This is a genomic window from Portibacter marinus, assembly GCF_021533195.1.
Classification (GTDB): domain Bacteria; phylum Bacteroidota; class Bacteroidia; order Chitinophagales; family Saprospiraceae; genus Portibacter; species Portibacter marinus.
The window spans coordinates 73,809-86,518 of record NZ_JAJNKB010000002.1; the positions used below are offsets into that span (position 1 = coordinate 73,809).

Consider the following 12,710-nt stretch of genomic DNA (forward strand, 5'->3'; position numbering starts at 1 on the left):
ATGAAAAGGAGAGATGCCATTAAGAGGACAGGATTATTTATGGGGGCAGTTGTGATTTTGCCTTCATTTGGGTCCATCTTGCAATCTTGTCAAAGCGAAGTACGAGCAGATTGGCAACCCTTATTCTTTAGGGATGAGGAAGCAAGATTGATTTCCAGCCTGGTTGATACATTATTACCAAGGACTGATACTCCGGGCGCATTGGATGTAAATGCAGATATATTTATTGATAAGGTAGTTTACGGTACCAATACTGAAGAAGGCCAACAAGCCTTAAGAGCGGAAATGGCCACATTTAATCAGGAATGTGTGAGGAATTATGGAGCTGTTTTCGCAGATCTTTCTAATGGAGATAAGGTGCAAGCAATGATGAGGGAAGAGACCAAAGCTCCTAAATTTAATAGCGCGGTGTGGGGAACGGCAGTAGGCAAACAGGAACCAGTAGGTTTTTATCGCTCCATGAAGTCCATAACTTTGTGGGCTTATCTGACGTCAGAAAAGATAGGCAAAGAAGTACTAAATTATGACCCGATTCCGGGCGAATATGTAGGCTGTGTTCCACTTTCGGAGGTGGGAAATGCCTGGAGTTTATGATTTAATTTCATGCTACATTACAAATATTCATATTATGATAGAGAAGATTAATTGGGATGATATACCCGTCGAACAGGTCACCCCTAAAATGCAAAGGCAACTGTTGTATGGAGAAAAGGTAATGGTGGCTCGAATGAAATTTAAAGATGGTTTCCTGGTTCCATTACATCATCATGAAAATGAGCAGATTACCCAGGTTCAAAAGGGTACGATTAAGTTTTGGTTTGGTGCTCAAAAAGATCATGTAATAGAACTTCACGCCGGAGATTCTATTGTTATACCTGCAAACTTACCACATGAGGCGCTGATGGTAGGAGATGTAGAAGAAACTGATACCTGGGCACCTCCACGCCTTGATTGGTTAGACGGTACTGATGATTATTTAAGAAAATAATATGGATCTGGGACTCGAAGGTAAGCGCGCATTTATTGGTGCTTCAAGCAAAGGATTGGGAAAAGCAGTAGCCAGGGAGCTTGCAAAGGAAGGTGTCGAGGTTATTATCAATGGCAGAACACTTGAAGATCTTAAAGAAACCAAACATGAAATAGAATTGGCATCTGGTCAAAAAGTACACTACATACAGGCAGATTTATCAGTTGCCGGAGAGCGTGCGCGACTGATCGATGAAATCATCAGTCAATTTGGAGGGGTGGACATTCTGGTCACCAATACGGGCGGACCACCTTCAGGTCAATTTGAAACCTTTGGCAAGAGAGATTGGGACCAGGCCTATGAATTGCTTCTGGCAAGTGCTGTTGATTTAATGCAAAGCTTACTACCAGGTATGAAAAGAAAAGGTTGGGGTCGGATTATCGCTATAACTTCCATGGCTGTAAAGCAACCGGTGAATAATTTGATTCTGTCTAATTCAGTCCGGGCATCTGTGATCGGCCTGGTAAAAACGCTATCAAACGAAGTTGGAAAAGATGGAATTACAGTCAATTCTGTTTTACCCGGATATACAGCCACCGAACGCCTTGAGAAATTGAGGGAATCTAATGCGTCATTTGAGAAGGTTTTAGATGAAGTTCCACTGGGACGAATCGGCAGACCTGCAGAGTTTGCAGCTGCTGTGGTATTTTTGGCGAGTGAGCGTGCAGGCTACATCACCGGGGTGTCTTTGCCCATAGATGGAGGAGCTATTAAATCGTTGTTATAAAATTTATAATTATGAAATATTTGGTATTTGGAGTTTTAACTTTTGTTTATGTCAATGTGGTGATGTGTCAACCCCAAACTGAAGGCTTCGTTTCACTTTTTAATGGTGAGAGTTTAGATGGGTGGGTGGCTTCAGAAGAAAATTCGGAATCATTTTTTGTCGAGGATGGCAAATTGGTTGCCAAAGGTGGTAGAGCCCACCTCTTTTATAATGGAGAGGTAGGAGATCATGATTTTTCTAATTTTGAAATGCGTTTGAAGGTGATGACCACTGCAGCCTCTAATTCCGGAGTCTATTTTCATACCAGGTATCAGAAGTCGGGATGGCCTGATACAGGATTCGAAGCACAAGTCAATTCCAAGCATGCTGATATGCGAAAAACCGGTAGTTTGTATGGAGTGGTCAATATTTGGGTGCCAGGTGACACCGAAGAACCATATGCAGCCCGGGTAGATAAAGCTGGTCAAGTATATATTCAAAGAGACGAAGCACCTTCGAAAGATGGAGAGTGGTTTGATTATTATATAAAAGTAGAAGGTGATCGAATTATTGTAAGGGTGGATGGCCAGACCACGGTGGATTGGACTCAACCGATAGGTTGGTCTAAAGACCGCAGGATTGGCCACGGTACGATAGGATTTCAAGCCCATGATCCTTCTTGTCTGGTCTATTATAAAGATATAGAAATTAAGGTGTTGCCGGAGAGTGATTAAAGAAAATGGACCTTCAGCCAACGATCCTTAAGATCAGATTTTCTTTTACTTCCCTGGATCATTTTGCGATGAAGGATTTACAGTGGATAAGTTTCCACTTGCAGATTTAGAAGAGGTCAGGTGGTTGTAAGATAAAACCTTATGCTCACTTTCTTAGACTAGAAAGAGGCCGTCTTTAATAAGGCAGCCTCTTTACAATTGAATCTTATTGTTGATCTCTGGCTCAATATATAATAAGTCTTAACAAGCCTTCAAGGTTTCTTTCCGATCAGATTTACTATTCCGCTACACTGTCAAAGAGTACGGCTGTTCCAAATGTACTGGGATCATAATAGGAGTGATCAAGCCCAGAAAACCATTTTAAGAAATTCTGACGTTGTCCTCCATCGTTATCATTAAGCTGCAACTCCAATCCAAATTCATGACCAGGCTGAGCAGGAAAATCAGGTAAATCTGAAAAAGGCATCGAAATTTCGACATTGTATCCATTTTCAGTTTGTAAAATTTCAAAAGATATATTTGAAACATCGTAGATGCCCCATGCAGGTAGTGGATCCGGGATTCCGGGTACAAATCTGATAAACTCATCATTGGAGTCATACGCTGGTGGAGGAAAAACAATTGGAGGGCCCGGTGCAGCTTCATTCTTACTGTTATCCCCATCGATATAAATTTCGAGACCATCTTTTTCAAAAAGAGCTTCTCCACTAACATTGATTTCCTGGTCCAATATGGTAGCGAAAAAGTATAGATGGTTTTCATCCCACAACATTTGAAAGGTGCCTGAAAGATCCCACTTTTTTTCTATTGGAAATCCGGTGTTTAATTCCTCCCTCATTTTGCGGGGAGGGACATCTGACCACTCTTCTGCGATACCATCGATTGTGATAAAACCTGGAGCTTTGAAGACTTTTAGGGGCTGTCCTTGTCTGGAATTCATATGGATTTGTTCCGAATGGTCATTCAAATTTACTTCCTCAATGGGAAATTGCATTCCTGAATCCAAAGCACATGAAGAGATTAGAAGGGTGCCAAAAAGTAATAAAAAGGAAAAAATTTTCATTTCTTAGATTTTTAAGGGTTAAAGATATTTGTAAGGTAGTGCTTAATCATTACTAAAACAGCTTGATAGAGTAAGTATTTTAGCCACATTGTATTTTAAATACACCCCAAATGCGCTCTCGCTCTCATTTTACTATGACTTAAGAAATCAATAATTACAATGTCATAGGTTGATTAGAAATCCTTAAGTGCAACTCATCTGATCGTATATATAATGTCATTTAATAACCGAGACCAGCAAACTAATCATTTTTATGCCTATACATATCACTTTTTCTTATTTTAAGCCATATACACTTAATAATATATGAAAATATGAGAATTATAATCTACAACATGTTGTTTTTTCTATTCATAACCATAAATCTCTCCGCACAGGTAGGAGTCAATACAATTGATCCAGACCAGACGTTTGATGTCAACGGTAAAATGAAAATTGGTAACGATGGGAGAACTCCAAGTGAAGGCACTTTAAGGTATGGTCCTACAGGTGATTTCGAAGGCTTTACCGGTAATGGATGGACAAGTTTTACAGAAAAATCGGGACCGCTTCCTACTGGACCGAGACCAGTAACGGGATATTTAGGAAATGTGTTAGCTAGTGAAACGCTTGCCCTCTCCTTTCTTTATTCAGATGGATCTGGGAGCTTTACTAGTATTCCGACGGGAAAATATTTAATGATAACAAGCGTCATTATACAATCCAATAGTTTGGCTAAAACAGGGGAGTATCAAACTTCCATTGGACCTGGATCTAGTTTTCCCATTGGAAGTCGTGGCTTGTTTTTGACAGGAAATAGAACAAGTATCCAGTCTATTCACGATCCGCTTGGACTATTAATCATTGGTCGAGCTGGTGAAAATATAGTGGTTACAAATCAATCCACCTCTGAATTCACAGTCAGGGTATCTGTCCGTGGTTTCGTAGTGGATGATCTCAGTTATGAGTAGCCCTATCATGCGTAAATGCAAAGGAACTTATAAGAAAATCATAGATAAAATAGAACCTTTAGCGGTTTATTTCAGTTGAGTCGATGATAAAAAGTTGAAATGGAAAACGCTATACCATGGATTGTGTTGTTTGCACACATTCTCATTTTATTATGTATTGATTTCTTTGTTCTGCATAAGAAAAACAAAGTGGTTTCTACTCAAAAGGCCCTCATCGAGACCATTTTTTTTGTTGGCAATGCGCTTGCCTTCAGTTTCCTTGTCTATTGGTTTTACAATAAAGGGCTGGTTAGCAACGCAAATCAATATTCAGCAGGCACCAGTGTTATTAAATATCTGACTGGCTATATCATCGAGCTTTCCCTGAGCGTGGATAACTTATTTGTAATTGCTATCATTTTCGCAGGATATAAGATACCTCAGCAGTATCATCATAAACTTTTGTTTCTTGGAATACTGGGTGCAATAATATTCAGGGGAATCCTGATTGCGGTAGGCCTTGTATTGATTCACAAAGTGCATTTTATCAATATCTTTTTTGGTCTGTTCTTACTTTACACTGCCTTTAAAATGTTGAAGAAAGAGGCAACTAATGAAGGATACAATGATCAGAAGGGAATAGCCAAATTGTTTAATATTTCTAATGTTATTGACAATGGACATTTCAGAACTACAGTAAATGGGAAGAAGGTTTTTACAGCACTGTTTGGTGCATTGATTACCATAGAGTTTACCGATTTACTGTTTGCACTGGACTCCATTCCTGCGATTTTTGCGGTGACCACTGATCCTTTTATCATTTTGAGTTCAAATGTGTTTGCTATCATGGGTTTGCGGTCGCTTTATTTCTTTTTGGCGAATATGTTGGAGCGCTTTAAATACCTCAAATACAGTGTATTTTCAATATTAATCTTTGTGTCGCTTAAGCTTATCACTGCCAATTGGCTAGAAATACCGGAATGGTTTTCATTGATGTTTATTGGAGTTTCCTTAGCCATTGGAGTTTGGATTTCGATACTCAGACGAAATGTTGCAGAAGTTTCTGAGTGACAACATTCATATATTCGCCTTAAAGATTATATCCTTTATTGACGAAAGAAAAATTGTGAGCTATCCACCCCCTGAATAAATGAAGAATGATTTAACATTGACCTTAAAAATTTGCATATTTATCAAGGAGATGTTTTTTGATTTGATTGAAAACCTCAGACATGATTCTTCCATTTCCCCAATTGGTAAGGAAAACAAATCCAAGATCATATTCTGGGAACAAATGTACACCAGATGCGTATCCATCAATATCTCCACCATGATAGATTTCCTTGACTCCTGTTTCAGAATCTATGATGAAACACCCCAAACCATATGACCACTTTTCATTAATTTGATGATATGGTTGCTGTTGAATATCATTGACTTCATTTTGTTTGAGCAATTCAATCATGAACTTATTCATATCAACCACATTACTGAACATGTTACCGGCACCTGATAGTGTACCCATATCCCATGGCTGCGTTAATTGCAATGGATTTACTTCCAGGTATGGTTTAGCTAAAAGGCTTTCATTTACTTCTTGATTAGAAATGGTCGTATGGGTCATCCCATAAGGTGAGAAGATTTGTTGCTTTAGAATACTCGAAAGTGGATTTCCCAGATGGCTTTGCATAGCTTCCCCTAGTACACCGTAACCATAATTTGAATAGGAGTGACGATGGCCGATACTGGTATCGATCTTTAATGACTTTAAATTGCTTTCCATCTGCTCCCAATTGTATCCTAGAATAGGATCCGGATCTACTCTTTCCAGATTTGAGGGATACCTCGGAAATTCTGCGGTGTGAGTTACTAAATGAATCAAACGTATTTTTTGACCGTCTGGCGATATAGGGAATGATTTTATACCTGGAAAATACCTTTCCACTTCACTGTCCAGTGAGATTTGCTCACTATGGATCAGCTGCGCCAGTAAATGCCCTATAAACATTTTCGTCACAGATCCCAGCTGATAGATGGTCAGACTATCCGCTGTTTTTTCGTCACTGAAATCTGCCATTCCAAAAGCATTACATAACACCACTTCTCCATGGTGTACGACTCCAATGGCCAAAGAAGGGATATGATAATTTTCAAGTAATGAGTCTACTAGGGTAGACAATTCATCGGTGCCCTTTTGATTTTTCGGAAAATGCTGACCAGAATTGCAACTGATTTCTAGAAAACACAGCATCAAAATGACAATGAGACTCTTCATTTTCTGGAAACATTTTCACGGGCAAATATTTTATCTACAATCAGCCATTCTCCTTCCACTTTCAGCAAGCTCATGAAGTCATAGAATACAACATTGGGATAAGTAATGACTACTGTGGCCTGCGCGGCATCCTGAAATACATTGATAGATTTAATTTCTGCGGTGCAGTTTTTACTTTTACCTGCTTCCTGGTTATTAATGTAATCTTCAGAAGCCCAGGTTCTTAACTCAGTAGTATTGGGATCAATGTATTTAAGTTCTGCAGAGGGGTGAAATGCCTTTCTCAATCTTTCAATGTCTCCTTCATTTCGTCCGTAAATATAATTATTCAATGTTTGTTCAATGGCATCTTTATCATTTGAAATGCCTAAGTTATTGGTCATTGGCAAGAGAAGAACTACTAATATATAAATCATGATCCTTTTAATTTTTTGGTAATCTAAAAGAAGTGCTTCAGAAATCTGAATCTTTTCAATGGATGCACCTAAGTTTTAAACGGATGAACATCGAGCCTTAAATTATTACCTTAATTTTAGATCATGGATCATAAATCAATTTCCAAACCAATTCTTATCATACAAATTGCTGCATGGATAATGGCCATCACCTTATTCTATTTTTATCTTGGTTCGAGATTAAAGGAAGCTGACAGTACCTATCTTTTGGGCATTACATTAGTCTCCTTTACTTTTCATATGATTTTAATTTATGGTTATTCACTTTATTTATATCCCAGATTCTACAAGAAGAGGTCAACTTCATTTTTTATAGTAATCGTAATCGTATTTTTTTTCAGTATTTTACTGCTTAGAATGGTGATAGAAGTTCTCGCCGTTGGGCCACTGACGACAAACTACCAGACCATATTTACTTTTGGCCAGACGCACTTTCTTTATGCACTTACGAGTAGTTTTGTGGCATTGATCATTGCAATTTTAATTACTTCCTATTACGAAAATTTAATGAACAGGGAAGAATTGCGAAAACAAAGGGAGATTCAGGTTCAAAGCGAATTGAACCATTTGAAAAGTCAACTAAGCCCTCACTTTTTATTTAATACACTAAATACTTTATATTATGATACGTACAAGGTTTTGCCATCAGTAGGAGATCGTATCTCCAAGATGTCAGAATTATTGCGATACTTTCTCGATGCGAAGAGCCAGAAACAGGTTTCAGTTAAAAAGGAAATTTGGCACCTTGTGAATTACATTGACCTTGAAAAAGAACGAGTCAATGATGCTGAAAATGTGCACTATCATTTTGATATCCATACTGAATTCTTAATTCCACCCATGTTATTTATGCCCTTTGCAGAAAAAGTATTTAAACATGGAATGGATGAGCATGCTAATATTAACCATGCTTCTTTTAGGATCTCAGACGATGATCATCATCTTGTTTACGAAGTCCAGAATCAATTTTTTCAGAAGGAGAGTGATCGAAAGGGATCGGGTTTGAAAGTGTTGAAAAGTCGTTTGCAGCTTTTATATGGAGAAAGATTTAGCCTTGAATTTAAAGTCGAGGAAGAGCGCTATGTTTCTTACATGAAAATTCCTAAAGATGAGTATTAAATGCTTGATAGTTGATGATGAACCAAAGGCTCGAATGCTGATTCAAGACTACATCGATCAGATATCCTGGCTGGATGCTATCGGTAACGTAAGTAATAAACTTGATGCTATTGAATTGATTAAGAAATATCAGCCACAACTGCTATTTCTCGATATCCATCTGCCCCATTATTCAGGTCTTGACATTGCTAAAAACTTGAAGTATCATGCTGAAATTATATTTATTACTGCTCACGCTGAACATGCTGTGGAAAGTTATAATCTGGAGGCTGTAGATTACTTATTAAAGCCTGTTACTTTTGACCGATTTTTAAAAGCTGTGAAAAAAGTCAAGAGAAGGCTTTCGACTAAGGATAAGTATTCAGATCATTTCTATGTCAAAGTTGGAAACGTTATGAAACAACTCCATTGGTCTAAGATTTTATACATTCAAGCCATGCGTGAGTATGTTCAAATCGTGAGTGAAGGAGGTAAGGTCATGGTTTATAAAAGAATGAAAGAGATGGAAAGCCTCTTGCCAACCTACTTGATAAGGGTACACAATTCATGGATCGTTAACTTAGACTATATTCGTCAAATGGGATCAGGTAAGGTCTGGATTGGCAATATTGAAATTCCTGTAAGTAGGGCTCGCGCAAGTGATCTTTTACAAAGGATGCGCGATAAAATGGCATAAACCGTAAATCTTTGACAGATGTTTTTCTTTGGTCAATTATAGTAAAGCCCAGAATAAGAGCTTTCATAAAGGAGTAACCATTTGGAAAAAGCAATAAAATGGCTCATCAATAAATGCAGGGGATACGTGGTGAGAAGGGTGACCGGTATGCTAAAAGCGCTTGAGGTCATTGATGAAGACAAAGTGGACAATGGTGATAACCGTTCGTCCAATAGACATTGACTATTTGAGAATATTCATTTAATATTAAGGAAATCAATGTTTTACAACCGTGTTTGACGAATATCTTCACCAAAGCATGATCGACCGTTCCCCCTCATCTAACGCGGAGGCCGTTAAAAGTGGAGAAGGTAAGCAGCCCCCTCAGTTGTTTTCTGATATTAATGCAACTCAAGGAAAAAGTGAATTGGTATCTGAAAAACTAAAAATTTTGAATCGGTGCAAGAACTTATCTATTCATAAAAAGACTTTCATTGATTTAGACGAAGCGATCAAGCAGGCATGTTATCTGGCGATTCTGTTCGCGCAAGCAGATGAGTTGATGTATCGAAAGGAGCGAGAACAGCTGGAGCAACAATTGAAAGAAGCCAAGGAAGGAGTTAAAAAATACAGGTTTACATTGAGTGATGAGGTTAAGGAATTTCGAAAGATGCGATCTGCTGCAAAAGAAAGCATTAAAAAACATAAGAAACAGAAGGACTTTAGGGGGCACAATGTGGAATGGTCCTCAGTGGTAGTGAGGGATGGCTCAGGTAAATATCGTGTAGTTGGAGCTACACCAGGAGGAGGCAAAAGGTCGGACGGAACAACACAACCTGCGGATGATATATCTAAAAAGGATTTAGAAAATGCAGGATTAGGTGATTTATATACAATTAGTGCAGAGATTCATTCCCATCCCAGATTTGGTGACCGTAGCCAGGCTGATACGCATCAGGATATTGACAATAGTGGCTTATATCCCTCTGATCCTGATCGGGAATATAGCGGAGTTCAGGCGATGGTTAATCAAAGGGGCAGAGTCGTTAAGTACCAAAAGGGTAAGTCCGATGCGGAACTGTCAGAAGGCATTACAAAAAGGGAATTGAAAAAGAATGAATATGGTGCTATGACTGCCATCAAGCAAGGCGAAAATAAAGATCGATGGCAGCAGGATCTGGACGAGGTTTCAGCGTTGATGAATTCTATTGACCGTGAGAAATTGAAGGAATTGCAGGGGCAGAATAAATAGATTTAAGTTTAAACTGAAGATAATACAGAACCACAAATAGGACCTGGTCTTTCAGACTGAGACTTCAAACAGGATTTTGGATTTCAGTTTTAGCTACAAAAAGGATCTATGTATTAAGTCCGAGCTTTAAATGCAAAGAATAATAATTATCAGCACCTATGCATTTTTGATGCGAATCCACAACCGTCAAGACCATTACTACAACTTTCATACTGTTCTCATTTGAAAACGAAGTGAGCCTAATCGGTGACCTCTGCAAATCGGTCACTGAAAATATTGATCAAAGCTTTTTAATAGAGTGTTCGGCTCTCTTCCAACACTCATAATATATTGATCAGGGCGGATTAAAACACAGATGGATTTATCGACACCCTGCGCCATCCATTCAGAAGTTATTTTTTCCTGAATTACATTGACCTCAAATGGAAAAGCACTAACAACTTCTGTCGGTAAATCGATTTCTGTTGATTCGTTTTGTAAAATAAGAAGTTGAAATCTGTGCTTACTTAATTTTTGAAAAAATCCCGGATAAACACAAGGCATCCTGTCTCCGGCCTTGAAAGACAGTCCTTTAACGTCGTGGTTAGTAGACAAACTTGAATTTCTATAGCCATAGCCTATTTGTGAGATTCTTTTGAAAGCAAACTTTCTAAAAGCGCCTATTTTAAAAACTTTGGCTATGGTAGGAAGTAATAGGTACTTTCTAATGTTTCTGACCCACAACCCATCTCCTGCTAGAAAAGTAAAACCCTTATCTGTTGAATTAAGTAATGATTTAGCAAAAGGTAGTCTTTCTTCGTTGTAGGTGTCCAATAATGATGGCTTTGCCTCACCATTCAATACCATCGCTAGTTTCCACGCCAGGTTATGTGCGTCCTGGAGGCCTGTATTCATACCCTGACCGCCCGCTGGACTATGAACATGGGCGCTATCGCCAGCCAGGAAAATACGACCTGACCTAAAACTACTCACACATCTATGATGGATGCGATATGTTGAATGCCAACCCACACTCTTAATGTCAAACTTTAGATTGGTATGTTTCCTGATAACAGCTTCGAGTTCTTCAAAATGAATTTCTTCCTGATCTTTGAATTCAACGGGTAAAGTTCCAATGATCCGCATCTTCTTGCGACCCTTTAAAGGAAAGAAAGTAATAAATATGTGATCCGTCGGAACCAACATCACCTTGTTAGATTCAAATTCCCATTCAATGGTCGTGTCAGCCACAAAGAATTTATTGTCATAAGTACCACCTTCAAATTTTAAATCAGTTGCTTTTCTGACAGGGCTGCTGGCACCATCGCACCCTACAAGGTATTTGGCTTTCCAGGCTTGATTTGAGTCACTTTCCAGATCATTAATCTGTACTTCTACACCATCGTCAACTTCTTGGTGTTTAATGTAGGAATGGTTCCATAAAATTTTCTTACCCGTCTCTTCGATTGCACCTGCAAGCAATTCCTCATTTTTACTTTGCTCATAAGCATTCATGAAGTTTGGAAAATCCGTCATGCCAACTCCAATATTTTGAAGACCAATATTCGCTTGAATTTTACCATTTTTAAAAATTTGAAAACCTAGCAAATCCACGGCTTCACTTTGAACCTTATCTGAAAACCCTAGTTGCTGGTATAGCTCCATACTTCTAGCGCTTACGGCCAAGGCCCGTGATTGATTGGTAGGCCCAGACTTACTATCAAAGATCTGGTATTCGACGTTAAGCCTTTCAAATTGGTTGGCCAGCATCAGACCTGTAGGGCCTGCCCCAATAATTATTACATCTTTATTTCTCATCTTCTCTTTGTTTTTACAAGCAAGTACATGCTTGCAATTATTAATAAAAAATTTAAGTGAATTTGCTCACAATGTTTTGCAAGCAAGAATTAAATATATCAGCTTGAGTAAATGTCTTTAGCACATAAATATTAAAACACAAACCATAGATAGCGGTCATGAAACATGTCGCATCCAACTGCGCCTGATCCTGACCACAATTATTAAATCGCTGGAACTGAGCTGCTAACTTTTGTTTCACTTCTTTAGGAAACTTTCCAATTCTTTGTCGGCGATTCGTATGGTAGGGAGACCGCAATTCCATAAGGATCAGATTGACATTTTCAGTAAAAAAAGAGTGTAAAAAGCTGCCAAAAGCAATTAGAGCTTCATCCAGTGTTGGGAAATTTTCTTGTTCTAATCTCAAAAATTGAGGTTTAAATAAAAAGTATTCTATCACTTTTTCGTATAAATTTTCTTTAGATCCAAAGTTTCTAAATAAGGTTACTTCATTCACCTTGGCCGATGACGCGATTGCTTTAGTAGTCACTGCATCGAAACCTTGCTGGGCAAATAAGTATTTTGCACTTTCGAGTATTCTGAGGGATGTTGTAGTGTACTTATTCATTGTTGTGATGTCAATTTAAGCCAAAAATAAGTAAATAATTAAATAAAAGCAAGTACTTGCTTGCAATTATGTCACAATTTGTAACTCAATG

Annotated in this window: 15 protein-coding genes; 10 read left to right on the forward strand and 5 right to left on the reverse strand. The window is 38.3% G+C overall.

Going from position 1 to position 12,710, the window contains the following annotated elements; genetic code table 11:
- From L2567_RS04445 to L2567_RS04460, 4 genes are read left to right on the forward strand one after another with little or no spacing between them, the layout of a single operon-like run.
- Entirely contained in the window at positions 1-594 is a 594-nt protein-coding gene (locus tag L2567_RS04445) for a gluconate 2-dehydrogenase subunit 3 family protein (RefSeq protein ID WP_235296512.1), read from the forward strand.
- Between the two features lie 34 nt (positions 595-628).
- Positions 629-988, forward strand: a complete 360-nt coding sequence (locus L2567_RS04450) for a cupin domain-containing protein (protein ID WP_235296513.1) — start codon at positions 629-631, stop codon at positions 986-988.
- A gap of 1 nt (position 989) precedes the next feature.
- Entirely contained in the window at positions 990-1,754 is a 765-nt protein-coding gene (locus L2567_RS04455; RefSeq protein ID WP_235296514.1) for an SDR family oxidoreductase, read from the forward strand.
- Between the two features lie 11 nt (positions 1,755-1,765).
- Positions 1,766-2,467 carry a 3-keto-disaccharide hydrolase gene (locus L2567_RS04460; protein ID WP_235296516.1) on the forward strand — a complete coding sequence of 234 codons (702 nt, stop codon included), beginning with the start codon at positions 1,766-1,768 and terminating at the stop codon, positions 2,465-2,467.
- 277 nt (positions 2,468-2,744) lie between these two features.
- On the opposite strand, the gene L2567_RS04465 is transcribed toward L2567_RS04460, so the two are convergent.
- Entirely contained in the window at positions 2,745-3,530 is a 786-nt protein-coding gene (locus L2567_RS04465; RefSeq protein ID WP_235296517.1) for a CBM9 family sugar-binding protein, read from the reverse strand.
- A 314-nt stretch (positions 3,531-3,844) separates the two neighbouring features.
- Between L2567_RS04465 and L2567_RS04470 the strand changes: the two genes are divergently transcribed.
- Together L2567_RS04470 and L2567_RS04475 are read left to right on the forward strand one after the other, a co-directional pair.
- On the forward strand, positions 3,845-4,480 hold the full coding sequence (locus L2567_RS04470) for a hypothetical protein (protein WP_235296518.1): 636 nt from the start codon (positions 3,845-3,847) through the stop codon (positions 4,478-4,480).
- Between the two features lie 99 nt (positions 4,481-4,579).
- On the forward strand, positions 4,580-5,530 hold the full coding sequence (locus L2567_RS04475) for a TerC/Alx family metal homeostasis membrane protein (RefSeq protein ID WP_235296519.1): 951 nt from the start codon (positions 4,580-4,582) through the stop codon (positions 5,528-5,530).
- Positions 5,531-5,633: 103 nt separating this feature from the next.
- On the opposite strand, the gene L2567_RS04480 is transcribed toward L2567_RS04475, so the two are convergent.
- Both L2567_RS04480 and L2567_RS04485 read right to left on the reverse strand, forming a co-directional pair.
- Positions 5,634-6,734 carry a serine hydrolase domain-containing protein gene (locus tag L2567_RS04480; protein WP_235296520.1) on the reverse strand — a complete coding sequence of 367 codons (1,101 nt, stop codon included), beginning with the start codon at positions 6,732-6,734 and terminating at the stop codon, positions 5,634-5,636.
- Positions 6,731-7,150 carry a nuclear transport factor 2 family protein gene (locus L2567_RS04485; RefSeq protein ID WP_235296521.1) on the reverse strand — a complete coding sequence of 140 codons (420 nt, stop codon included), beginning with the start codon at positions 7,148-7,150 and terminating at the stop codon, positions 6,731-6,733. The genes L2567_RS04480 and L2567_RS04485 overlap by 4 nt, the downstream gene beginning before the upstream one ends.
- Positions 7,151-7,273: 123 nt before the next feature.
- Here L2567_RS04485 and L2567_RS04490 point away from each other — a divergent pair, with 123 nt between their 5' ends.
- The 4 genes from L2567_RS04490 (at position 7,274) to L2567_RS04505 (ending at position 10,215) form a co-directional block, all read left to right on the forward strand.
- On the forward strand, positions 7,274-8,308 hold the full coding sequence (locus L2567_RS04490) for a sensor histidine kinase (RefSeq protein WP_235296522.1): 1,035 nt from the start codon (positions 7,274-7,276) through the stop codon (positions 8,306-8,308).
- A complete protein-coding gene (locus tag L2567_RS04495; protein WP_235296524.1) occupies positions 8,298-8,984 on the forward strand; it encodes a LytR/AlgR family response regulator transcription factor in 687 nt (228 codons plus the stop codon). The genes L2567_RS04490 and L2567_RS04495 overlap by 11 nt, the downstream gene beginning before the upstream one ends.
- Before the next feature lie 81 nt (positions 8,985-9,065).
- Entirely contained in the window at positions 9,066-9,206 is a 141-nt protein-coding gene (locus tag L2567_RS04500) for a hypothetical protein (protein ID WP_235296526.1), read from the forward strand.
- 76 nt (positions 9,207-9,282) lie between these two features.
- Positions 9,283-10,215, forward strand: coding sequence for a hypothetical protein (locus tag L2567_RS04505; RefSeq protein ID WP_235296527.1), 933 nt, complete (start codon positions 9,283-9,285; stop codon positions 10,213-10,215).
- A gap of 264 nt (positions 10,216-10,479) precedes the next feature.
- On the opposite strand, the gene L2567_RS04510 is transcribed toward L2567_RS04505, so the two are convergent.
- Together L2567_RS04510 and L2567_RS04515 are read right to left on the reverse strand one after the other, a co-directional pair.
- Positions 10,480-12,012, reverse strand: coding sequence for an FAD-dependent monooxygenase (locus L2567_RS04510; RefSeq protein ID WP_235296529.1), 1,533 nt, complete (start codon positions 12,010-12,012; stop codon positions 10,480-10,482).
- 52 nt (positions 12,013-12,064) lie between these two features.
- A complete protein-coding gene (locus L2567_RS04515) occupies positions 12,065-12,619 on the reverse strand; it encodes a TetR/AcrR family transcriptional regulator (protein ID WP_235296530.1) in 555 nt (184 codons plus the stop codon).
- Positions 12,620-12,710 lie beyond the last annotated feature (91 nt).

Excerpts from the sequence above, each read along its gene's own strand:
- L2567_RS04445 (WP_235296512.1), top strand. The coding sequence starts at position 1 with ATGAAAAGGAGAGATGCCATTAAGAGGACAGGATTATTTATGGGGGCA.
- L2567_RS04450 (WP_235296513.1), top strand. The coding sequence starts at position 629 with ATGATAGAGAAGATTAATTGGGATGATATACCCGTCGAACAGGTCACC.
- L2567_RS04455 (WP_235296514.1), top strand. The coding sequence starts at position 990 with ATGGATCTGGGACTCGAAGGTAAGCGCGCATTTATTGGTGCTTCAAGC.
- L2567_RS04460 (WP_235296516.1), top strand. The coding sequence starts at position 1,766 with ATGAAATATTTGGTATTTGGAGTTTTAACTTTTGTTTATGTCAATGTG.
- L2567_RS04465 (WP_235296517.1), bottom strand. The coding sequence starts at position 3,530 with ATGAAAATTTTTTCCTTTTTATTACTTTTTGGCACCCTTCTAATCTCT.
- L2567_RS04470 (WP_235296518.1), top strand. The coding sequence starts at position 3,845 with ATGAGAATTATAATCTACAACATGTTGTTTTTTCTATTCATAACCATA.
- L2567_RS04475 (WP_235296519.1), top strand. The coding sequence starts at position 4,580 with ATGGAAAACGCTATACCATGGATTGTGTTGTTTGCACACATTCTCATT.
- L2567_RS04480 (WP_235296520.1), bottom strand. The coding sequence starts at position 6,734 with ATGAAGAGTCTCATTGTCATTTTGATGCTGTGTTTTCTAGAAATCAGT.
- L2567_RS04485 (WP_235296521.1), bottom strand. The coding sequence starts at position 7,150 with ATGATTTATATATTAGTAGTTCTTCTCTTGCCAATGACCAATAACTTA.
- L2567_RS04490 (WP_235296522.1), top strand. The coding sequence starts at position 7,274 with ATGGATCATAAATCAATTTCCAAACCAATTCTTATCATACAAATTGCT.
- L2567_RS04495 (WP_235296524.1), top strand. The coding sequence starts at position 8,298 with ATGAGTATTAAATGCTTGATAGTTGATGATGAACCAAAGGCTCGAATG.
- L2567_RS04505 (WP_235296527.1), top strand. The coding sequence starts at position 9,283 with ATGATCGACCGTTCCCCCTCATCTAACGCGGAGGCCGTTAAAAGTGGA.
- L2567_RS04510 (WP_235296529.1), bottom strand. The coding sequence starts at position 12,012 with ATGAGAAATAAAGATGTAATAATTATTGGGGCAGGCCCTACAGGTCTG.
- L2567_RS04515 (WP_235296530.1), bottom strand. The coding sequence starts at position 12,619 with ATGAATAAGTACACTACAACATCCCTCAGAATACTCGAAAGTGCAAAA.